The organism is Arthrobacter sp. YAF17 (assembly GCF_052113365.1).
In the GTDB taxonomy this organism is placed as follows: Bacteria; Actinomycetota; Actinomycetes; order Actinomycetales; family Micrococcaceae; genus Arthrobacter.
Genome location: NZ_JBFRDB010000028.1, coordinates 1 through 22,985 on the forward strand (window position 1 = coordinate 1; position 22,985 = coordinate 22,985).

21 protein-coding genes and 1 riboswitch are annotated in these 22,985 nt (G+C 67.9%); of the genes, 1 reads left to right on the forward strand and 20 read right to left on the reverse strand.

What is annotated here, in order from left to right; all coding sequences use genetic code 11:
• Window positions 1–48 precede the first annotated feature (48 nt).
• The 11 genes from pyk to hisI all read right to left on the reverse strand — a co-directional run bounded on the left by pyk (window position 49) and on the right by hisI (window position 15,465).
• Window positions 49–1,548: a pyruvate kinase gene (gene pyk / locus AB4Y67_RS17385; RefSeq protein ID WP_441407004.1), complete on the reverse strand. Its 1,500-nt coding sequence runs from the start codon at window positions 1,546–1,548 to the stop codon at window positions 49–51.
• Between the two features lie 74 nt (window positions 1,549–1,622).
• Window positions 1,623–3,080, reverse strand: a complete 1,458-nt coding sequence (locus AB4Y67_RS17390) for a glutamate synthase subunit beta (protein ID WP_441407005.1) — start codon at window positions 3,078–3,080, stop codon at window positions 1,623–1,625.
• Window positions 3,073–7,683, reverse strand: a complete 4,611-nt coding sequence (gltB, locus tag AB4Y67_RS17395; RefSeq protein ID WP_441407006.1) for a glutamate synthase large subunit — start codon at window positions 7,681–7,683, stop codon at window positions 3,073–3,075. Before gltB ends, AB4Y67_RS17390 begins: the two co-directional genes overlap by 8 nt.
• A 264-nt stretch (window positions 7,684–7,947) precedes the next feature.
• The gene (gene lgt, locus AB4Y67_RS17400; protein ID WP_441407007.1) at window positions 7,948–9,297 is read right to left on the reverse strand and encodes a prolipoprotein diacylglyceryl transferase; all 1,350 of its coding nucleotides are present in this window, start codon (window positions 9,295–9,297) and stop codon (window positions 7,948–7,950) included.
• A gap of 4 nt (window positions 9,298–9,301) precedes the next feature.
• On the reverse strand, window positions 9,302–10,135 hold the full coding sequence (gene trpA / locus AB4Y67_RS17405; protein ID WP_441407008.1) for a tryptophan synthase subunit alpha: 834 nt from the start codon (window positions 10,133–10,135) through the stop codon (window positions 9,302–9,304).
• Window positions 10,132–11,454: a tryptophan synthase subunit beta gene (trpB, locus tag AB4Y67_RS17410; protein WP_441407009.1), complete on the reverse strand. Its 1,323-nt coding sequence runs from the start codon at window positions 11,452–11,454 to the stop codon at window positions 10,132–10,134. Before trpB ends, trpA begins: the two co-directional genes overlap by 4 nt.
• 97 nt (window positions 11,455–11,551) lie before the next feature.
• Window positions 11,552–12,370, reverse strand: a complete 819-nt coding sequence (trpC, locus tag AB4Y67_RS17415; RefSeq protein WP_441407010.1) for an indole-3-glycerol phosphate synthase TrpC — start codon at window positions 12,368–12,370, stop codon at window positions 11,552–11,554.
• A 2-nt stretch (window positions 12,371–12,372) separates the two neighbouring features.
• On the reverse strand, window positions 12,373–12,663 hold the full coding sequence (locus tag AB4Y67_RS17420) for an HGxxPAAW family protein (RefSeq protein WP_441407011.1): 291 nt from the start codon (window positions 12,661–12,663) through the stop codon (window positions 12,373–12,375).
• A 99-nt stretch (window positions 12,664–12,762) separates the two neighbouring features.
• A complete protein-coding gene (locus AB4Y67_RS17425; RefSeq protein ID WP_441407012.1) occupies window positions 12,763–13,410 on the reverse strand; it encodes a Trp biosynthesis-associated membrane protein in 648 nt (215 codons plus the stop codon).
• On the reverse strand, window positions 13,407–14,972 hold the full coding sequence (locus tag AB4Y67_RS17430; RefSeq protein WP_441407013.1) for an anthranilate synthase component I: 1,566 nt from the start codon (window positions 14,970–14,972) through the stop codon (window positions 13,407–13,409). The genes AB4Y67_RS17425 and AB4Y67_RS17430 overlap by 4 nt, the downstream gene beginning before the upstream one ends.
• A gap of 88 nt (window positions 14,973–15,060) precedes the next feature.
• Complete coding sequence (gene hisI, locus AB4Y67_RS17435) at window positions 15,061–15,465, reverse strand: phosphoribosyl-AMP cyclohydrolase (protein ID WP_441407014.1); 405 nt, start codon at window positions 15,463–15,465, stop codon at window positions 15,061–15,063.
• Between the two features lie 154 nt (window positions 15,466–15,619).
• Between hisI and AB4Y67_RS17440 the strand changes: the two genes are divergently transcribed.
• Window positions 15,620–16,264 carry a TIGR03085 family metal-binding protein gene (locus tag AB4Y67_RS17440; RefSeq protein WP_441407015.1) on the forward strand — a complete coding sequence of 215 codons (645 nt, stop codon included), beginning with the start codon at window positions 15,620–15,622 and terminating at the stop codon, window positions 16,262–16,264.
• 10 nt (window positions 16,265–16,274) lie between these two features.
• Here the strand turns inward: AB4Y67_RS17440 and AB4Y67_RS17445 are convergent, their stop codons facing one another.
• The 9 genes from AB4Y67_RS17445 to ribD all read right to left on the reverse strand — a co-directional run bounded on the left by AB4Y67_RS17445 (window position 16,275) and on the right by ribD (window position 22,534).
• Entirely contained in the window at window positions 16,275–16,613 is a 339-nt protein-coding gene (locus tag AB4Y67_RS17445) for a hypothetical protein (RefSeq protein ID WP_441407016.1), read from the reverse strand.
• Between the two features lie 16 nt (window positions 16,614–16,629).
• The gene (gene hisF / locus AB4Y67_RS17450) at window positions 16,630–17,406 is read right to left on the reverse strand and encodes an imidazole glycerol phosphate synthase subunit HisF (RefSeq protein WP_441407017.1); all 777 of its coding nucleotides are present in this window, start codon (window positions 17,404–17,406) and stop codon (window positions 16,630–16,632) included.
• Between the two features lie 43 nt (window positions 17,407–17,449).
• Complete coding sequence (gene hisG, locus AB4Y67_RS17455; RefSeq protein ID WP_441407018.1) at window positions 17,450–18,292, reverse strand: ATP phosphoribosyltransferase; 843 nt, start codon at window positions 18,290–18,292, stop codon at window positions 17,450–17,452.
• A gap of 104 nt (window positions 18,293–18,396) precedes the next feature.
• Complete coding sequence (locus AB4Y67_RS17460; protein ID WP_024367461.1) at window positions 18,397–18,660, reverse strand: phosphoribosyl-ATP diphosphatase; 264 nt, start codon at window positions 18,658–18,660, stop codon at window positions 18,397–18,399.
• A 126-nt stretch (window positions 18,661–18,786) separates the two neighbouring features.
• Complete coding sequence (gene ribH / locus AB4Y67_RS17465; protein WP_441407019.1) at window positions 18,787–19,272, reverse strand: 6,7-dimethyl-8-ribityllumazine synthase; 486 nt, start codon at window positions 19,270–19,272, stop codon at window positions 18,787–18,789.
• An 82-nt stretch (window positions 19,273–19,354) separates the two neighbouring features.
• Window positions 19,355–20,053, reverse strand: a complete 699-nt coding sequence (gene ribA, locus AB4Y67_RS17470) for a GTP cyclohydrolase II (protein WP_441407020.1) — start codon at window positions 20,051–20,053, stop codon at window positions 19,355–19,357.
• 11 nt (window positions 20,054–20,064) lie between these two features.
• Entirely contained in the window at window positions 20,065–20,739 is a 675-nt protein-coding gene (ribB, locus tag AB4Y67_RS17475) for a 3,4-dihydroxy-2-butanone-4-phosphate synthase (RefSeq protein ID WP_441407028.1), read from the reverse strand.
• Between the two features lie 56 nt (window positions 20,740–20,795).
• The gene (locus AB4Y67_RS17480; protein ID WP_441407021.1) at window positions 20,796–21,464 is read right to left on the reverse strand and encodes a riboflavin synthase; all 669 of its coding nucleotides are present in this window, start codon (window positions 21,462–21,464) and stop codon (window positions 20,796–20,798) included.
• Window positions 21,464–22,534 carry a bifunctional diaminohydroxyphosphoribosylaminopyrimidine deaminase/5-amino-6-(5-phosphoribosylamino)uracil reductase RibD gene (gene ribD, locus AB4Y67_RS17485; RefSeq protein WP_441407029.1) on the reverse strand — a complete coding sequence of 357 codons (1,071 nt, stop codon included), beginning with the start codon at window positions 22,532–22,534 and terminating at the stop codon, window positions 21,464–21,466. The genes AB4Y67_RS17480 and ribD overlap by 1 nt, the downstream gene beginning before the upstream one ends.
• A 272-nt stretch (window positions 22,535–22,806) precedes the next feature.
• Window positions 22,807–22,957: riboswitch (FMN riboswitch) on the reverse strand.
• Between the last annotated feature and the right edge of the window lie 28 nt (window positions 22,958–22,985).

Sequence of the window (22,985 nt, forward strand, 5' to 3'; positions counted from 1 at the left end):
CACGTGCAAACGTGGCGGGGACCCTCCCTTTTGTCTGAAATTGAGCCGCTAAGCCTTAGCGCTCTTCTTCTTCTTTTCCGGCCAGGGGCCGAGCTTGTCCTTGGCGACCTCGGCTTCGCCGGTGCTGCCGGCATCCGCGAGGTCACCGACCTTGTGGACCTTCAGCATGTTCGTGGAACCCGCCTTTCCGGGAGGCGAACCGGCGGCGATGACCACCATGTCGCCGTCTTCCACGACGTCGAGGCTCAGCAGGCTGCGGTCGACCTGCGCGGTCATCGCGTCGGTGTGGTTCACCATCGGAACCAGCACCGGCATGATGCCCCAGGTCAGCGCCAGCTGGTTCCAGACCTGCTCCACAGGCGTGAACGCAAAGACAGGCCGGATCGGACGCAGCCGCGAGAGGCGCCGTGCTGAATCACCGGACTGGGTGAAGGTACAGATGTACTTCGCATCCAGCTGGTCGGCGATTTCGACGGCGGCACGGGTGATGGCGCCGCCGCGGGTCTTGGGCTTGGTGCCCAGCGGGGGGACGCGCTCCAGGCCGTGGACCTCGGTGGATTCGATGATCCGGGCCATGGTCTTGACGGTCTCAATCGGGAACTTGCCCACGCTGGTCTCGCCCGAGAGCATCACTGCGTCGGCGCCGTCGAGGACGGCGTTGGCGCAGTCGGAGGCCTCGGCGCGGGTCGGGCGCGGGTTGTCGATCATCGACTCGAGCACCTGGGTTGCCACGATGACCGGCTTGGCCCAGCGGCGGGCCAGTTCAATGGCGCGCTTCTGGACGATCGGCACTTCCTCGAGGGGAAGCTCCACGCCGAGGTCGCCACGGGCCACCATGATGGCGTCGAAGGCGTCGATGATCTCCGGCAGCTGCTCAACGGCCTGCGGCTTTTCGATCTTGGCGATCACCGGGACACGGCGGCCTTCCTCGTCCATGATCTCGTGCACGCGCTTGATGTCCGAGGCATCCCGGACGAAGGAGAGGGCAACCATGTCCACGCCGCGGCGCATGGCCCAGCGCAGATCATCCTCGTCCTTTTCGCTCAGCGCGGGCACATTGACCGCAACGCCGGGCAGGTTGATGCCCTTGTTGTTCGAGACGTACCCGCCGACGATCACCTGCGCGACGACCTTGACGTCGTCGACGTCGATCGCGCGGAGGGCGACCTTGCCGTCGTCGATCAGCAGCGCGTCGCCGGGGTTGACGTCTTCGGTGAGGCTCTTGAGCGTCGTGGAGCAGATGTCCTTGGTGCCAGGGACGTCTTCGGTGGTGATGGTGAACGTGTCACCGACGGCCAGCAGGTGCGGTCCGTCCACGAACCGGCCGAGGCGGATCTTCGGCCCCTGCAGGTCGGCCATGATGGCGACGGGCTTTCCGAGCTGTCCTGCTGCCTTGCGGACGTTCTCGTACGTGGTGTCGTGCACGGCGTACTCGCCGTGGCTCATGTTCATGCGGGCCACGTCGACGCCGGCTTCCAGCACCGCGAGAGTGTTCTCGAAGCTTGCGATTGCCGGTCCGAACGTGGCCACGATCTTAGCGCGTCTCATTTACCTACCCTAGTAGTCGATTGCATGGATGAAGTTGTTTCAGGATGAACGGCCGGAGGCCGTTGGGAGGAGGCCTACAGGACGGCCATGGCCCGGTCGGTCGGCGCCACGGGAGCCGGAAGGATGGTGCTGCCCATCAGGAACTTGTCCACCGCGGCGGCGCAGGCGCGTCCCTCGGCGATGGCCCAGACGATCAGCGACTGTCCGCGGCCGGCGTCCCCGGCGACGAAGATGCCTTCCGTGTTGGTCATGTAGTAGCCGTCGCGGGCCACGTTGCCGCGGCCGTCGAATTCGGCGTTGACCTGCTCGGTGATCCCGGCCGGTTCCGGGCCGGTGAAGCCCAGGGACAGGAAGACCAGGTCCGCGGGGATGATCCGCTCGGTGCCGGCCTTCGGGAGGCGCTTGCCGTCGACGAATTCCGTCTCGGCCACCTTCACGCCGGTGAGCTTGCCGTTCTCCCCGACGAACTCCACGGTGGAGGCGAGGTAGGTGCGTTCGCCGCCTTCCTCGTGGGCGCTGGCAACTTCGAACAGGGTGGGGAACGTCGGCCACGGCTGGTGGCTGGCGCGTTCCGCCGGCGGCTGCTTGCCGATCGCCAGGGTGGTGACCGACGCGGCGTGGTGCCGGTGCGCGGTGCCGAGGCAGTCCGCGCCGGTGTCGCCGCCGCCGAGGATGACAACGTGCTTGCCGGCGGCGTTGATCTGGTTTTCCACCGTCTCCCCCGCCACCACCCGGTTGGCCGGGACGAGGTAGTCCATCGCGTAGTGCACGCCCTCGAGCTCGCGGCCCGGAATGGGCAGGTCACGCGGGACGGTGGCGCCGGTGGCGACCACGACGGCGTCATACCGGCGGCGCAGCTGCTCCCACGTCACGTCGGTGCCGACGGCCACGCCGGTCCGGAAGCGGGTGCCTTCGGCCTTCATCTGCTCCAGCCGGCGGTCCACTTGCTCTTTTTCCATCTTGAAATCGGGGATCCCGTACCGCAGGAGGCCGCCGATCTTGTCGTCGCGTTCGTAGACGGCGACGGTGTGGCCCACGCGGGTGAGCTGCTGCGCGACGGCGAGCCCGGCGGGGCCGGAGCCGACGACGGCGACCGTCTTGCCGCTGAGGCGGGCCGGCGGCAGCGGGTTGACCCAGCCGTTCTCGAACGCCTGGTCCACGATCGAGACCTCGACCTGCTTGATGGTCACGGCGGGCTGGTTGATGCCCAGCACGCAGGACGCCTCGCAGGGCGCCGGGCAGAGCCGCCCGGTGAACTCGGGGAAGTTGTTGGTGGCGTGCAGCCGCTCCATGGCTTCCTCGCCCTTGTCCCGCCAGACCAGGTCATTCCACTCGGGAATGAGGTTGCCCAGCGGGCAGCCCTGGTGGCAGAACGGCACGCCGCAGTCCATGCAGCGGCCGGCCTGGGCCTTGAGGACTCCCTTTTCCTGGGCCTCATAGACTTCCTTCCAGTCCATGATGCGGACCGGAACGGGACGGCGGGGCTGGGTTTCGCGCTGACGTACTTTCAGAAATCCGCGTGGATCAGCCACCGGTCACCTCCAGGATTCGAGACCAAACTTCTTCGCCGTCGGGGTCAAGGCCCTCTTCGATGGCGTCAAGACGGGTTTGCAGGACGGCCGCGTAGTCGCGCGGCAACACCTTGGTGATACGGGCTGCGGTGTCGTCGAAGTTCTCGAGCAACCGGGCCGCGAGCAGCGACTCGGTCTCCTCGGAGTGCTTGACCAGCAGTCCATGGACAATGTCACGGTCCTCGGCGTCGAGTTCGCGCAGCTGCAGCTCACCGGCCTCCAGGGCCTGCTTGTTGACGCGTTCGGTCTGCAGGTCCAAGACGTAGGCCGTGCCGCCGGACATGCCGGCACCGAAGTTGCGGCCGGTGCGCCCGATGATGAGCGTCTGGCCGCCGGTCATGTACTCGCAGCCGTGGTCGCCGATTCCTTCGACCACCGCGGTGGCGCCGGAGTTGCGGACCAGGAAGCGTTCGCCGACCTGGCCGCGCAGGAACATCTCGCCGCTGGTGGCGCCGTAGCCGATCACGTTGCCGGCGATCACGTTCCGTTCCGCCGGGAAGACGTTCGTGCGGTCCGGCCGGACGATGATACGGCCGCCGGAGAGGCCCTTGCCGACGTAGTCGTTGGAGTCCCCGAACATCCGCAGCGTGATGCCGGCCGGCAGGAAGGCGCCGAGCGACTGGCCGGCGGTGCCGGTCAGCGTGATGTCGATGGTGTCCGTCGCCAGCACGTCGGTGCTGAACGTTTTGGTGACCACGTGGCCGAGCATCGTGCCGACGGAACGGTCCGTGTTGATGACGTTCACGGAGATCTTTACCGGTGTGCGGTCGCTCAGCGCTTCCGCGGCCATCACCATCAGGCGCTGGTCGAAGTGCTTGTCCAGCTCGTGGTTCTGGCCGGTAAGGTTGCGCAGCGGGGCGTCGTCGTCGAACTCGAGCCCGTGCAGGATCGGGTCCAGGTCCAGCCCTTCGGCCTTCCAGTGGTTGATCGCCTCGCGGGTGTCGAGCATTTCCGCGTGGCCGATCGCTTCCTCGATGCTCCGGAAGCCCAGCTCGGCCAGGATCTCGCGGACTTCCTCGGCGAGGAATTCGAAGAAGTTGACCACGAATTCGGGCTTGCCGGTGAAGCGGGAGCGCAGCTCCGGGTTCTGCGTCGCGACGCCCACCGGGCAGGTGTCGAGATGGCAGACGCGCATCATGATGCAGCCGGAGACCACCAGCGGGGCGGTGGCGAAACCGAACTCCTCGCCACCGAGCAGCGCGGCGATCACGACGTCGCGGCCGGTCTTGAGCTGGCCGTCCACCTGCACCACAACACGGTCGCGCAGGCCGTTGAGCATAAGGGTCTGCTGTGTCTCGGCGAGKCCGAGTTCCCACGGCACACCCGCATGCTTGAGCGAGTTCAGCGGCGAGGCGCCGGTGCCGCCGTCGTGCCCGGAAACGAGGACGACGTCGGCCTTGGCCTTCGTGACGCCGGCAGCCACCGTGCCGATCCCGACCTCGGAGACCAGCTTGACGTGCACGCGGGCCGAGGGGTTCGCGCGCTTCGCGTCATAGATCAGCTGCGCGAGGTCCTCGATCGAGTAGATGTCGTGGTGCGGCGGCGGGGAGATGAGCCCGACGCCGGGCGTCGAGTGCCGCGTCCGGGCCACCCAGGGGTAGACCTTCTGCGCCATCAGCTGGCCGCCCTCGCCGGGCTTCGCGCCCTGCGCCATCTTGATCTGGATGTCGTCGGCGTTGGTCAGGTACAGGCTGGTCACGCCGAAGCGGCCGGACGCGATCTGCTTGACAGCGGAACGGCGCTCGGGATCGAGCAGTCGGTCCACGTCCTCGCCACCCTCACCGGTGTTGGACTTGCCGCCCAGCCGGTTCATGGCGATCGCCAGGGTTTCGTGGGCCTCCTGGGAGATGGAGCCGTAGCTCATCGCGCCGGTGGAGAACCGCTTGACAATGCTGGAGACGGACTCGACTTCCTCGAGCGGGACCGCTGGGCGCAGCCCGGCCTTGAACTTCAGGAGCCCGCGCAGGGTCATGAGATTCTCGGACTGGTCGTCCACGCCGCGGGTGTAGGACTTGAAGATGTCGTACCGGCGCTCACGCGTGGCGTGCTGCAGCCGGAACACGGTCTCCGGGTTGAACAGGTGCGGCTCGCCGTCGCGGCGCCATTGGTACTCGCCGCCGCCCATCAGGGCCTGGTGGGGCTGCTCGATGCCGTTCTCGGGGTACGCCATCCGGTGGCGCGCCGCGACCTCGGCCGCGATGACGTCGAGGCCGACGCCGCCGAGCTGGGAATGCGTGCCGGAGAAGTACTCGTCCACGAGGTCCTGGCCGAGGCCCAGGGCTTCGAACGTCTGGGCTCCCGTGTAGGAGGCAACGGTGGAGATGCCCATCTTGGACATGATCTTCAGGACGCCCTTGCCGAGGCCCTTGATCAGGTTGTAGACGCCGTCCTGCGGGGTGACCCCAAGGACGTCGCCGGTGGAGATGAGCTGTTCCACGGATTCCATGGCCAGGTACGGGTTCACAGCGGAGGCGCCGTAGCCGATCAGGACGGCCACGTGGTGCGTTTCGCGGACGTCGCCGGCCTCGACCACCAGGGCGGTCTTGGTGCGGTTGGCGCTGCGCAGCAGGTGGTGGTGCACGGCGCTGACGAGGAGCAGGGACGGGATCGGCGCCCACTGGGCGTTCGAGTCGCGGTCCGAGAGGACGACGTATTGCACGCCGCGGTTGATGGCGCCGGAGACCTGCTCGCAGATTTCGGTGAGCCGGGCACGGAGGGCGTTCTCGCCGCCCTCGGGGCGGTAGAGGCCGCGGACCTTCATGGCGACCTTGTCGCCGTCGGCGTTCTCAATGTTCGCGATCTTGGCGAGCTGGTCGTTGTTGATCACGGGGAACGGCAGCGAAACCTGCGGCTGGCGGACCTGCTTGGTGTCCAGCAGGTTGCCGTTGGGTCCGATCGCGCAGGTCAGCGACGTGACGAGTTCTTCGCGGATCGCGTCCAGCGGCGGGTTGGTGACCTGCGCGAAGGACTGCACGAAGTAGTCGAAGAGCAGCCGGGGGCGCTTGGAGAGCACGGCCACCGGGGTGTCCGAACCCATGGCGCCGAGCGGCTCTGCGCCGGTGCGGGCCATCGGGCCGAGCAGGATCTTCAGTTCCTCGGTGGTGTAGCCGAAGGTGCGCTGGCGGATGTTGACCGACGCGGCGGTGTGGACCACGTGCTCACGTTCGGGCAGGTCCTTGAGGTCGATCAGGTTGTGCTTGAGCCACTCGGCCCAGGGGTTCGCTGCGGCGACCTCGGCTTTGACCTCGGCGTCGTCGATGATCCGCCCGGCGTCGGTGTCCACGAGGAACATCTTGCCGGGTGAGACACGGCCCTTCTTGACCACCTTGGAAGGTTCGACGTCGATCACGCCGACTTCGGAGGCGAAGACCACCAGGCCGTCCTCGGTGATCCAGTACCGGCCGGGGCGCAGGCCGTTGCGGTCCAGAGTTGCGCCGACCAGGCTGCCGTCGGTGAAGGAAACGGCGGCGGGGCCGTCCCACGGTTCCATGAGCAGCGAGTGGTACTCGTAGAAGGCACGGCGGGCGGGATCCATCGTGGCGTGGTTTTCCCAGGCCTCGGGGATCATCATCATGATGGAGTGCGTGATCGGCCGGCCGGAGAGCCAGAGCAGTTCCGCGACCTCATCGAAGGAGGCCGAGTCGGAGGCGCCGGGCGTGCAGATCGGGTACAGCTCTTCCGGCGAGTCCCCCAGCAGCGGGTTGGCGAGCTGGGACTGGCGGGCACGCATCCAGTTGCGGTTTCCCTTGACCGTGTTGATTTCGCCGTTGTGGGCGATGGTCCGGAACGGCTGGGCCAGCGGCCAGGACGGGAAGGTGTTCGTAGAGAAGCGCGAGTGGACGATCGCAAGCTTGGTCTTGAACCGCTTGTCCGAGAGGTCCGGGTAGAACGGCTCCAGCTGGGCCGTGGTCAGCATGCCCTTGTAGACGATGGTCCGGGAGGACAGCGACGGGAAGTACACGCCGAACTTGTTCTGCGCGCGCTTCCGGATGCGCCAGGCGCGGGAGTCGAGTTCGTTGCGCTCCAGCACTTCCCCGGTGCTGGAGGCAAAGAACGGCTGGGAGAAGTAAGGCATGCAGGCCCGGGCCATCGCCCCGACCAGGTCGGCCACGATCGGGACTTCACGCCAGCCAAGGACGGTCAGGCCCTCGTCGGCGGCGAGGCCTTCGATGCCGGCCTTGGCGGCGTCGGATTCGCGCTGCTCGGACGGGAGGAACGCCGTGCCCGCCACGAACTGGCCGGCGGCCGGGAGTTCGAAGTCGGTGACGGCTCGGAAGAATTCGTCCGGGATCTGCATGAGCAGTCCGGCCCCGTCGCCGGTCCCTTCGTCGGCGCCCACGGCACCGCGGTGCTCCAGGTTGCGCAGGGCTGTCAGGGCGGCGTCAACGATGTCGTACCCCGGCTCCCCCCGCAGCGTGGCGATGATGGCGAGGCCGCAGGCGTCCTTCTCCTGCTCCGGGTTGTAGAGTCCGGCCGCTTCGGGAAGCGCCGCGAAACGCTTGAAAGGTGACATGGCGGGCTGCTGGGGCTCGGACCAACTGGGGCTGTGCAGGGTTTGGGTCATGGGAGACGTCCTTCCTCCTGATCGTGCGTATGGGAGGGACAACATTGGCCCGCATCGGTGCGCCGGTGTGACGGGCACAACAAAGTGTTCTTCTTATACGAATTGTAGGTCAGGGCCGCTTTCTGCACTAACAGTTACGCGGCCGCCGGCCCGGGTTTGCGTGAACAACAACTGTCTGCTGTCCGCCGCCTTCCCTGCTGCCACGACGCTGTGGAAACGGGCGCTGCGAGGGGTGACTCCGCGGCCCGGTTTGCCGGGGCTGAGCTACTTGGTGCCCTCAGCTTCCGGCACGGTTCCGGCGCCCTGGTGGCCGGATGTTCCGGCCACCGGTGCTCCTGTGGCGGGCTTGGTGCCGCCAGAGGATTCCTTTGACGCTTCAGCTGGGGCGGAAGCGCGGCCGGGACCGCTTTGGTTATCAGGGAGATTATCACGCGATTCACTATCTGAGACAGCAGAATCCGAATGCTGGACAGCGCCGCTGTGGACAGTAGCAGCGGCCGGAACGGTGGCCGGCTGCTTGACTGCCGCATCGTTCCCGGCCTCAGCGCGGGCACCTTCGGCCTCGTCATCTGTATCCGTTGATGCGTTCCCGTCGACGGCGGCCGCCGGCTTTCCGTCGTCGTCGGCGTCCGGTTCTTCCTCAGCATGCGCGGCGGCGGCTGCATCGGCGTCGGCATCGGCATCAGTGTCGGCGGCCGGGTCAACCTCGGACGGTTCGCGGCCCGGCAGGTAGACGGTGTCGGGTTCCGTGCGCTTGCGCAGGCCGAGGATGATGAATGCGGCCAGCGCGCCCAGCAGGACAAAGATGGACGTCCACACGTTCAGCCGGGTGGTGATGCCGAAGAGGTTGATCTGCTCGGCGTCGTCGATCCGCATCGCTTCGATCCAGACCCGGCCCAGCGTGTAGTAGACCGCGTAGAGGCAAAACAGGCGGCCGCGGCGGAACCGGAACTTGCGGTCCAGCAGCAGCAGGATGCCGACGCCGGCGAGGTTCCAGAGGGATTCGTAGAGGAACGTCGGGTGGAAGAGTGTGTCCGCGGCCATGCCGGGCGGGAAGTTCGGGTTGTCGGCGTCGATCTGCAGCCCCCAGGGCAGGGTGGTGGGGCCGCCAAAGAGTTCCTGGTTGAAGTAGTTGCCCCAGCGGCCGATCGCCTGGGCCAGCAGCAGGCCGGGCGCTGCGGCGTCGAGGAACGCGCTGAGCTTGACGCCCGCCCTGCGGCAGCCGATCCAGGCGCCCACGGCGCCCAGCAGCACGGCGCCCCAGATGCCCAGTCCGCCGCGCTGGATCTGCGGGATCAGCGACAGGTCGCCGGTGCCGTCGAAGCCGGGGCCGAAGTACGCGTCCGGGGAGGACACCACGTGGTAGAGCCGGCCGCCGATGATGCCGAAGGGGATGGCCCAGATGGCGATGTCCCAGACGCTTCCCTCCGGGGCCCCGCGCTTGGCCCAGCGGACCGACGTGAGCCACAGGCCGGCGATGATGCCGAGCAGGATGCACAGGGCGTAGGCGTGGATGCGCAGTGACCCCCACGGCAGCGGGATGTCGAATCCGGACCAGTCCGGGCTCGGAATGCTCGCGGGAATCATCGCTGCCGCGTGGAGGACTGACTGCATGTGCTTAGGCTTCTTCCTTGGTAAGGCCGGTGCTGAGGTCTTTCGTCAAGGACGCTACCGCATCCACGCCGCCGTCGCCGATGGCCACAACGAGGGCGGTGCCGACAATCACGCCGTCCGCGTACGCGGCGATCTCACGGACCTGGTCGGCGTTGGACACGCCGAGGCCGACACAGACCCGCTCGGCGCCGGCGGCGTGCGCGGCGGCAACAACATCCTTGGCCGCGGTGCTGACCGAGGAGCGGGCACCGGTGACACCCATGATCGAGACGGCGTAGACAAAGCCGCGGCTCGCCTCAACGGTGCGTTTCATGCGCTCCGGCGAGGACGACGGCGCCACGAGGAACACCCGATCCAGGCCGTACTTGTCCGAGGCCGCCATCCATTCGGAGGCTTCGTCGGGAATGAGGTCGGGGGTGATGAGCCCGGCTCCCCCGGCCTCGGCCAGCCGGCGCGAAAATTCGTCCACGCCCATCCGGACCACGGGGTTCCAGTAGGTCATGACCAGCACGGCGGCGTCGGTCTTGCTGGTGATGCCGCGGACGACGTCGAAGACCTGCTTGACGTGGAAGCCCTTGGCGAGGGCCTCGGTGGTGGCGGCCTGGATGACGTGGCCGTCCATGACGGGATCGGAATACGGGATGCCGATCTCGATCAGGTCCGCGCCGTTCTCCGCGAGGGCGATGCCGGCCGCGATAGTGTCCTCGACGGTGGGGTAGCCCGCGGGCAGGTAGCCGATCAGGGCCGCGCGGCCCTGGGCCTTGGCCCGGTCGATGGCCGCTGCCGATTTGCTGGCGCCCTGTGTGTCCTGGCCGGTGCTCGGTTCGACGTGGTTCACAGCTGTTCCCCCTCTTTGGCGATTTCGTGCTCGGGTGAATCCTTGTCCAGCAGGTCAAACCATTCCGCGGCCGTGGCCACGTCCTTGTCGCCGCGGCCGGAGAGGTTCACGATCACGATCTTGTCTGCTGCCACGCCGGCACCCTCCGCGGCCAGCCGCTGGCCGACCTTGATGGCGCCGGCCAGGGCGTGGGCGGATTCGATGGCCGGGATGATGCCCTCGGTGCGGCACAGCAGCCGGAACGCGTCCATGGCCTCGCTGTCCGTGATGGGCTCGTAGCTGACGCGTCCGATGTCCGCGAGGTAGGAGTGCTCCGGGCCGACGCCGGGGTAGTCCAGGCCCGCCGAGATGGAGTGCGATTCGATGGTCTGGCCATCGTCGTCCTGCATGAGGTAGGAGCGGGCGCCGTGCAGCACACCGGGCTTGCCGAGCGTGATGGTGGCGGCGTGGCGGCCGGTCTCGACGCCGTCGCCGCCGGCCTCGAAGCCGTAGATCTTGACCGAGGGATCGTCCAGGAAGCCGTGGAAGATGCCGATCGCGTTGGAGCCGCCGCCGATGCAGGCGCAAACGGCGTCGGGCAGGCGGCCGGTCTGCTCCAGGATCTGGGCGCGGGATTCCTCGCCGATGACCTCGTGGAAGTAGCGGACCATGGCGGGGAACGGGTGTGCCCCGGCGGCGGTGCCCAGCAGGTAGTGGGTGTTGTCCACGTTGGCCACCCAGTCGCGGAGCGCCTCGTTGATGGCGTCCTTGAGGGTCTGGGATCCGTTGGTCACCGGGATGACGGTGGCTCCGAGGAGCTCCATGCGGGCCACGTTGAGGGCCTGCCGGCGGCAGTCCTCGGCGCCCATGTAAACGACGCATTCCAGGCCCATGAGGGCGGCGGCGGTGGCGCTGGCGACGCCGTGCTGGCCGGCGCCGGTTTCGGCGATGACCCGGGTCTTGCCCATGCGCTTGGCCAGGAGGGCCTGGCCCAGCACGTTGTTGATCTTGTGTGAACCCGTGTGGTTGAGGTCCTCGCGCTTGAGGAAGATCCGCACTCCCCCGGCGTGCTCGGCGAAGCGCTTGGCCTCGGTCAGCAGCGACGGCCGGCCGGAGTAGTTCTTGTTCAGTTCCGCGATCTGGGCGGTGAAGTCCGGATCGGCCTTGGCCTTCTCGAAGGTGTCCTCGAGCTCATCCAGGGCAGCGATGAGTGACTCGGGCATCCATCGGCCGCCGTAGGAGCCGAAGTAGGGCCCGGGGGCGTGCCGCAGGGATTCCCCACCCTGCAGGAACGCGTCCACGGCGCTTTCGTCTGAGCCGGCTGCTGGCGCATCGACCATCAGTCTCACCATCCTGTTCCACTGCTAACTAGTTCTTTGGTGCCACACGGATGCTCTGCCGGCGTCCGGCCCGGGCGCTGCCCGGCCGGACCGCGGGTCAGGAACGTGCGGCGATTTCTTCGGCTCCGGCGGACATGAACTCCGCGATCCGCTCCCGCGGGGTCGCGTCGCTGACCAGTGCCTCGCCGACGAGGACCGCGTTGGCGCCGTTCGCGGCGTAGTGCCGGACGTCGTCGACGCCGCGCACGCCCGACTCCGCGATGACGAGCGCGCCGGCGGGGATGCCTCCGGCGAGTTCGGCGAAGAGGGAACGGTCGACGTCGAGCGTCTTGAGGTTGCGTACGTTGACGCCGATGATCCGCGCTTCCGCGGCAACGGCCCGCTCGATTTCCTCGGCGGTGTGTGTCTCCACGAGCACATTCATGCCGAGTTCGCGGCTGAGGGCGCTGTACTCGCGCAGTTGCGCGTCGGACAGGGACGCCACGATCAGCAGGATCAGGTCGGCCCCGTGTGCCCGGGCTTCCCAGATCTGGTACTCGTCGATCATGAAGTCCTTGCGCAGCAGTGGGATGTCCACGGCTGCCCGGACGGTGTCGAGATCGGCGAGGGAGCCGTTGAAGCGGCGCTGTTCGGTCAGGACGCTGATCGCAGCCGCGCCGCCGTCGGCATACTGCACGGCGAGGGAGGCCGGGTCCGCGATGCTCGCGAGATCGCCCTTGGAGGGGCTGCGGCGCTTGATTTCGGCGATGACCTTCAGTTGCCCGCGCGTGTCCGAAGGGCCGCCCAGGGCTGTCCAGGCGTCGCGGGCCGGCGCGGCCGCGGCGGCCCGCTCCTTCAGTTCCGCGAGCGTGACGAGGCGCTGACGTGCCTCCATATCCTCCCTGACACCGGCGTTGATGTCATCGAGAACAGTCACGCCTAGTGGCCGGAGTTCTTCAGCTTGCTGCCGCCCACACCGTAGCCGGCCTTGCGCATGACGAAGCCGATGATGAGGCCGACCAGCATCACAACGCCGCCCGCGATGAAGATCGGGGTGTTGGCGATGACGAAGGCGATGGACATGACGAGCGCGCCGGCGAGCATTACGAAAACGGTGGTCCAGGCTGCCGGGCTGTTGCCGTGGCCGGTCGGTTCGCTGTGATCGATGTCGTCGTAGGAGTAGCCGGTTCCGGCAGCGGGCTTGGGGGCGGAAACAGGTGCGTTGCTCATTGAAATCTCCTCAGGGTGAATACTGCTTACATTCTGCCATTTATTGCCGGCCTTATTTGCCGGGTTACCGGCCGCGGCGTCGGCTCAGGTGGGATCGGCTCAGGTGGGATCGTCACCGCGGGACAACCGGTCCCAGCTGTCGATCTCGTCCGCCGGCCCGGCGGCCGCCGCGGAACCGCCGGCCTGGGTACCTGCTGCACTGCCTGCCGCCGCCGTGTCATATTTCGTGCGCGACTTCCAGTAGCGGCCCGCCGGGATGATCAGCAGCGCGCTGAGCCCCAGCAGGGTCCCGGCCACGACGGCGAGGGTCGGGAAGACGGTGACGTCTACTTTTACGTCGCTGCCCGTGATTCCGGTGGCGGCGGCGATCGAGCCCTGGGCCGCAGCCAGCGGGTCCGCGATGACCACAGCGGCGGCGCTGACGATGCCGGCCGCGGCCAGCAGGATAAGCGCCGTGATGACCCAGCGGGCGATCCGGCCGGCAATCGACGCGGCCAGCCCGCCGGCCAGGGCCACCAGCGCCAGGGCCGTCACCGTGGTGGCGGCTTTGCTGCCCTGCACCTGCAGGCCGTCCTGGCTGTTGACGGCCTGGCCGAGCTGGGCGGGGTCCAGGTGGACAACCAACCAGGTCTGCGTCGTGGTGCCGAAGACGGCCAGCGCCAGGGCGACGATGGCCAGGACGAGGGTGGATTTCCGGGCCCAGCGGGGAACTACGGGGCTGGTGCTCTTGACCGTGGCGCCGCTCATGACTGCGTCCCGGCGTCGGAAATGGACTCGGCCGTAATGTTGCGCAATGACTGGGCCGTGTGGACGGCCCGCATCGGGGCCGCGGCCTTGTTGACGGTTTCCAGTGCCTCGGTGGCGTTCACGGAGTCGGCCACGATGCCGCCGCCGGCCTGGACGTAGGCGCGGCCTTCCCGCAGCAGGGCCGAGCGGATGGCGATGGCCATGTCCATGTCCCCGGCGAAATCGAGGTAGCCCACCACACCGCCGTAGATGCCGCGGCGGTGCGGTTCCAGTTCGTCGAGCAGGCGCAGGGCGCGGGGCTTGGGCGCGCCGGACAACGTTCCGGCGGGGAAGGTCGCCTTCAGCACGTCGTAGGCCTTGGCGGCGGGCGCCAGTTTGCCGACGACTGTGGAGACGAGGTGCATGATGTGGCTGAAGCGCTCGACTTCCATGAACTGGGTGACGTCGACGGAGCCGGCCACGCAGACCTTGGACAGGTCGTTGCGGGAGAGATCCACCAGCATCAGGTGTTCGGCGCGTTCCTTCTCGTCGGCGAGTAGTTCCTCGGCCAGGGCCTTGTCCGCCTCGACGGTTTTGCCGCGCGGCCGGGACCCGGCTATGGGATGGGTGATGACCTCCTCGCCCGTCACGGTTACGAGCGCCTCCGGGGAGGAACCGACGATCGAGTACTGCCGGCCGGCGGCGTCTTCGAGGCTGAAGATGTACATGTACGGGCTGGGGTTGGTGTTCCGGAGCACCCGGTAGACGTCCAGCGGGTCCGCGCCGCATTCCATCTCGAAGCGGCGCGAGATGACCACCTGGAAGACTTCGCCGTCGACGATCGCTTCCTTGCTGCGGTCCAGGGCGGCGAGATAGTCCGTCTCGTCCCAGCGTTCCTGCACGCTGGAGGCGAAGTCCAGGGCCGCCGGGTCCAGCACGGAGACCGGCTGCTTCACGGGCGTGCTGATCTGGGCCAGGAGTGCTTTGACGCGCGCGACGGCGTCGTGCCAGGCCTCGTCGACCCGGTCGGAGCTGTTGTCGAAGTTGATCGCGTTGGCGATCAGCAGCACGGTGCCGTCCATGTTGTCGTGCACTGCCATGTCCGTGACGAGGTTCAGCGCCATTTCGGGCAGGTCCAGGTCGTCCTCGGGCGGACTGGTCAGCTTCTCCCAGTGCCGGACGGTCTCCCAGCCGAGGAATCCGACCAGGCCGGAGGTGAAGGGCGGCAGATCGTCGAAGCGGTCGGTGCGGAGGGCCTCGACGGTGTCGCGGATCGCGTCCACCGGGCTGCCGCCCAACGGCACGCCGACCGGCGGTTCGCCGAGCCAGTGCGCCTGGCCGTCCTTGGTGGTCAGCGTGGCCCGGGACCGTGCGCCGATGAAGGAGTACCGGGACCAGGAGCCGCCGACGGCCGCGGATTCCATCAGGAACGTGCCGGGCTGTCCCTGGGCGAGTTTGCGGTACAGCCCGATCGGGGTTTCGGCGTCAGCGAGCACCTTCAGCCGGACAGGGATGACACGGCTGTGGCCTGCGAGTTCACGGAACTCCTCCAGGCCCGGGCTGATGATTCCAAGGTCCTGCATGGCTGTGGTTTCCGCCTGTTCTTTCAGTGGTTCCGGAGGCTTCGGTCCCGAAGCCTCAAATACTGTGCGTGCCGGTTCAGCCGGGAGTTCAGCTGACGACGACGTCGAGGTCCCGGCCGTCGAAGCAGGTGCGGGTTCCGGTGTGGCAGGCCGCGCCGACCTGGTCCACGCGGACCAGCAGCGCGTCGCCGTCGCAGTCCATCGCGAGGGACTTGACCCACTGCACGTGGCCGGAGGTGTCCCCCTTGCGCCAGTACTCCTGGCGGGAGCGGGAATAGAACGTCACCCGCCCGCTGGTCATGGTGCGGTGCAGGGCCTCGTCGTCCATCCAGCCCAGCATGAGCACCTCGTTCGTGTCGTACTGCTGCACGATCGCGGCGACCAGGCCGGCGCTGTCCCGCTTCAGGGCTTCAGCCAGGCCCACGGGGAGCGGGCTTGCGGGCACTTCACTTCGGGTTCCGTCAATACGGGCGGGGGCGGGCTGCTCAGACATCCTCTCAAGTCTAGTGCCTTGCGGAGGGGCGTCGCCCAGATCCCCGGCGCCCTGCTTAACATCGGCGTCGCCACGGCATGAATCGCCGTCCCGGCGCCGTACGACGGCGGTTCAGGTGCACACGCGCCGTCGTCTCGTGCTAGTTTCACAAGTGATGCATTTCGTCGATCCGTCCCGAGAAGTTCTGGCCGAAACCTTACTGGCGGCCGGTCCTGACTCCCCCACGCTCTGTAAGGGCTGGCTTACCAGGGACCTTGCCGCCCACCTGTACCTGCGCGAGCGGAAAGCCGCCGTCGGACTTGGCCTGCTGATCAAGCGCCTGTCCAAGGCGTCGGACCAGGCCACGGCCGGCCTGGCAGCCAAGCTCAAGACGCCGGAAGACTACAACAAGCTGGTCAATTCCTTCCGCGCCGGACCGTCCGCGTTCTCCCCCATGAAGATCAAGGCCCTGGACGAGAGCGCCAACCTGATCGAATACTTCGTCCACACCGAGGACGTCCGCCGGGCTGTGGACCGCTGGGCGCCCCGTGCCCTCGACGAGGAATACTCCGACGCCCTCTGGGATGAACTGGTCAAACGGGCAGCCATCCTCTACCGCGGCGTGGACCTCGGGATCGTGCTGGTGCGCCCCTCCGGTCCCCGGCACGTCGCCAAGCGCGCTCCCGTGTCCGTCGCGATCGTCGGCGAGCCGGGCGAACTCCTGATGCACGCACACGGCCGCACCCGCCACGCGCTGGTGACCTTCGAAGGCCAGCCGGACGCCGTCGCCCTCCTGCAGTCCGCCGAAGTCGGACTCTAAGCTCCTCGAATCACGGCTGCGGTATCACGTAGTGCGCGGCAACTGTCAGAACCAGGATGACCGGCACGGCGAAGACGACACGTCGGGACATCCCGCCCAGCAAGCCGATTGCCCGGGGCCGAATCAACACCCCGACGATGACAGCCGCGAGCAGTGCGAAGAGGATGCCCGCACTGATCAGCGATGCACGAACCGGCAGCAAATGCGGAGCGCACATCGCCGAAATACTGACCGCACATCCCCAACCCGGCAGGACCGGCTGCGCCACCCACAGGACGAGCAGGCCCAGAAGGACGACGCCAGCAGCGACTACAGGAGAGCGCGTCGCGCCGCGTTTCTGAATGGGCATGGTGCCAGACTACCGATCAGCGGACCTCGAAGCCTGCTTCGCGGATCGCGGCCTTGACCTGGGCGATCATGTCCAGCGGGCCGAAGTGGAACACCGACGCCGCAAGCACCGCGTCGGCCCCTGCAGCCACGGCAGGCGGGAAGTGCTCCGGCTTGCCGGCCCCGCCGGAAGCGATGAGCGGAACCTTGACGCCGGCCCGCGCGAGCCGGATCAGTTCCAGGTCGAAGCCGTCCTTGGTGCCGTCGGCGTCGATCGAGTTGAGCAGGATTTCGCCCACGCCGCGGTCGGCCGCCTCACGGGCCCAGGCGATGGCGTCGATCCCGGTGCCCTGGCGGCCGCCGTGGGTGGTGACCTCGAAGCCGGAGGGGGTGGGCTGCGACCCCGGACGCGTGCGGCGCGCATCGAGGGACAGCACCAGGACCTGGGAGCCGAAGTGCCGGGTGATCTCGTCGATCACGTCGGGCCGGGCGACGGCGGCGGTGTTGATTGCCGCCTTATCCGCGCCGCAGCGCAGGAGCCGGTCCACCTCGGCCACGCCGCGGACGCCGCCGCCGACGGTGAGCGGGATGAAGACTTCCTCGGCGGTGCGCCGGACGACGTCGAACGTGGTTTCCCGGTTGCCCGAGGAGGCCGTGACGTCGAGGAAGGTCAGCTCGTCGGCGCCGCCGTTGTCATAGCGGTGCGCCAGCTCGACGGGATCTCCGGCGTCGCGGAGACCTTCGAAATTGATGCCCTTGACCACGCGGCCGGCATCAACGTCCAGGCACGGGATAACGCGGACGGCTACAGCCATGACTTCTCCTGGTATTTGCTGCGGAAGGTGTACGCGGGCCGGGTCAGATGCGGCAGGCGTGGATGGTGCTGACCAGAATGGCGCGGGCGCCGAGGTCGTACAGCTCGTCCATGATCCGGTTGGTCTGCCGCTTGGGCACCATGGACCGGACGGCAACCCAGTCCGAGTCGCGCAGCGGGGAGACCGTGGGCGATTCCAGGCCGGGGGTGAGGGCCGCGGCTGCTTCCACAAGCTCCTTGCGGATGTCGTAGTCCATCATGACGTACTGCCGCGCCACGAGGACGCCCTGCAGGCGGCGGATCAGGACCTCGGCGGCCGGGTTCTGCTCGCCCTTGCGGCCGATCAGGACGGCCTCGGAGTTCAGGATGGGCTGGCCGAAGATCTCCATGCCGGCCGCCTTGAGCGTGTTGCCGGTTTCGACGACGTCGGCGATCGCGTCCGCGACGCCGAGGCGCACGGAGGATTCCACGGCGCCGTCGAGGCGGACCACCTTGGCTTTGACGCCGCGATCGGCGAGGTAGCCGCGCAGCAGTCCGTCGTAGCTGGTGGCCAGGCGCTTGCCCTCGAGCTCCTCGACCGTGGTGAAGTCGCCCACCGGTCCGGCGAAGCGGAAGGTGGAGGCCGCGAAGCCCAGCGGGAGCAGCTCTTCGGCTTCAACCTCGGCGTCGAGGAGCAGGTCGCGGCCGGTGATGCCGACGTCGAGCGTGCCCTGGCCGACGTAGACGGCGATGTCGCGGGGGCGGAGGAAGAAGAATTCAATGTCGTTGTCCGGGTCCACCATGACCAGCTCGCGGGTATCGCGGCGCTGGCGGTAGCCGGCCTCGGCGAGCATGGCGGAGGCGGCTTCGGACAGGGATCCCTTGTTCGGGACGGCAACTCTCAGCATTGGGGAGGTCTTTCTGGTTAGGAAGTGGTCGGTTCAGGCACAACGGGCCACGCTATGCACCGGATCCGCGGGGCAGGGCCTGCGGGGTTCCGGCGCGGACGTGGCTAGAGATGCTTGTAGACGTCTTCCAGGCTGAGTCCTTTGGCGAGCATCAGAACCTGCAGGTGATAGAGCAGCTGCGAGATTTCTTCAGCGGCGGCTTCATCGGATTCGTACTCGGCAGCCATCCAGACCTCGGCTGCTTCCTCCACGACTTTCTTGCCGATGCCGTGGACTCCGGAATCCAGTTCGGCGACGGTGCGGGAGCCCTCCGGGCGGACGGCTGCCTTCTCACTCAGTTCTGCGAACAGCGATTCGAAATTCTTCACACCCTCCAGCCTACTTGCTCGCGGGCGGAGGGCGCCTGCCGGGGGCTTGCATGACGGCGGGGATGTGAGTGATGACACAGCGAAGGGCACGGCCGGGCCGCTTCAGTGCCCGGCCGTACCCTGCGCTTAGCTGTACTGTTTGAGGGTCACTGCGGTGGCGAGGGCGGCGGTGACGGCCTCGTGGCCCTTGTCCTCGGTGGAACCCGGCAGTCCGGCGCGGTCGATGCCCTGCTGTTCCGTGTCACACGTCAGCACACCAAAGCCGACGGGGATGCCGGTGCGGACCGAGACCTCGGTCAGGCCCAGTGTGGCCGCCTCGCAGACATACTCGAAGTGCGGGGTTCCGCCGCGGATCACGACGCCGAGCGCCACGACGGCGTCGAAGTGCGGCGCCAGCCGGGCGGCGGCCACGGGGAGCTCAAACGTTCCGGGGACGCGGAGCACCGTCGGTTCGCTGATGCCGGCGTCCTTGGCTGCGCGCAGGGCGCCGTCCAGGAGCCCGTCCATGATCTGGGTGTGCCAGCTGGCGGCCACGATGGCCAGTTTCAGCCGGGAGGTTTCCTCCGGCTGGAAGGTGCTGAGGTCAATCTGTGGTGCGCCGTGTCCGCTCATCTGGGAATCCTTGTTCTGCTCAGTCGTGTGCTGTTAGGTCGTGTTGGCAATGTCAGCGCGCCCGTCCGGGCCGGCTGAAATTTCAGTCTTGTTCGTGGTCGAATCCGCGCGGACCGGCGACCGGGGTGGCCGGTTCCATGTCCAGGACCAGCCGGTGGTCCATCCGGTCTTTTTTGGTCTGCAGGTACCGGAGGTTCTGCTCGCGGGACGGCACCTCGGTGGGCACCATTTCCACGACGCGGACGCCGGCCTGGGCCAGCCGGTCCTGCTTGTCCGGGTTGTTGCTCAGCAGGCGGATCTCGGAAAGCCCCATGTCCGCGAGGATTTGCGCCGCGGCCTTGTAGCAGCGCGCATCCACGGGAAGGCCCAGCTGTTCGTTGGCCTCTACCGTGTCGAAACCGGCTTCCTGCAGGGCGTAGGCCTTCATCTTGTTCGCGAGGCCGATCCCGCGGCCCTCCTGGCCCCGCAGGTAGAGCAGCGTCCCGCCGAACTCGTTGATCAGCTCGAGGGCGTAGGCCAGCTGCTCACCGCAGTCGCAGCGGTAGGAACCGAAAACATCTCCGGTGAGGCACTCCGAGTGCAGGCGGACCAGCGGGGCCGTCCCGCCCACCGGCGGCAGCGGGGAGCTGACCGCCAGGTGCTCGGCGCCGGTGGCAAGATCTGTCCAGGCCTGCGCCACGAAGTCGCCGAAGGCGGTGGGCAACTGCACGATCGGGCCGGCGCTGACCGGATGCGGCTGCCGTCCGGCCGCCATCTGTTCTTGTGCTTCAGACGTCGTCATTGTTTCCTCCATCACGCGGGATCTGCTGCGTGGCCGGCGGGCTGCCGGGCCTCAAGATAAGCAACCAGGTCGGCAATCGAGATCAGCGGGCAGCCGTGCTCCCGCGCGAAGCCGCGAAGTCCGTCCAGCCGCATCATCTCTCCGTTGTCGTGTACCACTTCTGCGATCACACCGACGGGCTCGAGTCCGGCGAGCTGGCACAGCTCCACCGCTGCCTCGGTGTGCCCGGGACGTTCCCGCACTCCCCCTTTAACGGCGCGGAGGGGGAAAACATGCCCGGGACGGGTCAGGGCCGCCGGCTCGCTCTCGGGATCGGCCAGGATCCGGGCCGTCAGGGCCCGGTCCGTGGCGGAGATTCCGGTGCTGACGCCCACCGCGGCGTCGCAGGACACCGTGTAGGCGGTGCCCTTGGCGTCCTCGTTGATTTCGACCATCGGCGGCAGCGCGAGGGCGTCGGCGCGGCCGCCGTCGAGCGGTACGCAGATGACGCCGGAGCTGTACCGGATGGTCCAGCCCATCAGGGCCGGGGTGGCGTGCTCCGCGGCGAAGATGATGTCGCCTTCGTTTTCGCGGTCCTCGTTGTCGACCACCAGGACGGGGCGCCCGGCGGCAATCGCGCTGATGGCGTCTTCGATCAGGTCGAGGCCGGCCGGCGGGATGACTGCGGGGGCGAGTTCCGCTGGCAGCGCGGCGTCGGCGGCGTCAGTGAGGAGGGGCCGGGCGGGGATGTCCTTGACGTTGTTCACGCTGTCGCCCCCTCTGCGCGTACTGCTGCTCCCCCGGCTGCCGCGCCGGCCGCTGTCCCGGAAAACGCGAGCAGGCGCTCAGTGTACTTCGCCAGGACGTCCACTTCGAGGTTTACCTGGCCGCCGATTGCTTTCCCGCCCAGGCCGGTGTCTGCCAGCGTGGTGGGGATCAGCCCCACTTCGAACCACGGCGCCTGGTCATTGGCCGGGCTCACGGCGGTCACCGTCAGCGAAACGCCGTCGACCGCGATGGAGCCCTTCTCAGCGATGTAGCGTGCCAGCCCTCCGGGAACGCCGAAGCGGAGCCGGTCCCAGTTGCCCAGCGCCTCGCGCTCAAGCAGCTGGCCGACGCCGTCGACGTGGCCCTGGACGACGTGGCCGTCGAGCCGTCCGCCGGCCGGAACACAACGCTCCAGGTTGACCGGGTCCCCCGCGGCGAGTTCGCCGATGGTGCTGCGGGTGAGCGTCTCGCCCATGACATCGACGCTGAAGTCCTTGCCGTCGATGTCCGTGGCCGTGAGGCAGACGCCGTTGACCGCGATGGAGCCGCCAAGGGCCAGTCCGTCGGTGCTGCCCGGCGCGTGGAGCCGGACGGTGGCGCTGATGTCGCCGTTGCGCTCAACGGACAACACCTTTCCCTGCTCGGCGATTATTCCGGTGAACATCAGTTGCCTCCTGCGGCGGTGTCCGCGCTGGCGCGGAGCTGGGTTGAAGCGGATGAAGTGTGTGTCAGGGCGGGGTGCAAATGCAGCCGGAGGTCGCGGCCGAGCTGCTGGACCGCACCGCCCGACGCCGGGTCCCATTCCCAGCGCTGGGAATCAGCCAGGGTGGTGATGCCGAGGTCCTCCAGCGCCGGGGTTCCGGAGCCAAGGAGGGTCGGGGCGAGGTAGACGATGAGCTCGTCGACGAGTCCGGCGGCGAGGAAGGCGCTGAGGATCCGGGAGCCGCCTTCAACCATGAGGTGCCGGACGCCGGCGGAGAAGAGCTCGTCCAGTGCTTCCAGCGGGTCTCGGGTGGGCAGGTGGAGAACCTTGCCGTCGTCGCCGTTGATCGCTGCGCCCTCGGGGATCCCGCGGTAGCCCATCACCACACGCAGCGGCTGCCGGCCGGCAGGTGCGCCGTCGGTGCCGCGGGCGGTGAGGCGCGGGTTGTCGACCAGCACCGTCTGCGTCCCGACGAGGATCGCGTCGATCCGTCCGCGCAGGGCGTGGTTGTCGGCGAGCGATTCGGGGCTGGAGATCCACTGGCTGGTGCCGTCGCTGGCGGCGATGCGGCTGTCGAGGGTCTGCGCGATATGCAGGGTGACGAACGGCCGGCGGCCGGCGACGGCGTCGAACCAGCGCCGGTTCAGTTCCAGGGCGGCTTCGGCGCCGAGCCCGGAGCGGACGCGCACTCCCGCGGCACGCAAAGTGGCCGCGCCGCCGGCCGCGGGGTCGTGCGGATCGTCGATCGCGTAGACGACGTCCGCGACACCGGCCTCGATGATCGCCTGGGCGCAGGGCCCCGTGCGTCCGCAGTGGTTGCAGGGCTCAAGGGTGACCACCATGGTGGTGCCCCTGACGTCGTGGCCGGCGGCTTTCGCCTGGTCAATCGCGTCGGCTTCAGCATGGGCGCTGCCTGCCCCGCGGTGGTAGCCGGTAACCAAGTGGGTTCCGTCGGGGGCGATCACGACGGCGCCAACCAGCGGGTTCGCGCCCCGCGGCCCTTGCAGGGCCGCTGCGAGGGCGGCATCCATGGCGGCGGCCTCGGCTGCGCTGAAGCCCGCAGCAGTGAGCTGCGCATCGGTGAGATCCGCGGGAGCCAGGGCCCCGGCGTCGTCCGTCGTTTCGTGTGGAGAGTGCTTGACGCTCATCAACCTGCCACCGGGCCTTCGAGAACCGGAGTGGTGGTGAAGAGCCATCGCAGAGAGCGCATTTGTGTGTCGTTCCTTCCCTCAAAAGCCGCGATGGCTCCGGGGGTATACGACAGCGAACTTCCGCGGCGCCACAGGGCTCCGCAGTAACAGCTGTACGTGCTTCTCTCATCCAGACTTTAACTGTCGGTACCGGAATTCCACCGGTTCAACCGTTTGCCGGCATTCTTCCCGAGGGAAGCGCCGGTTCGCGGGTCGCGGACTATAACCGCCGGTTCGGACTTACACCGACCCCGGAGCACGTATGTGTCTTGCTATTCTGGCACAACTGCAC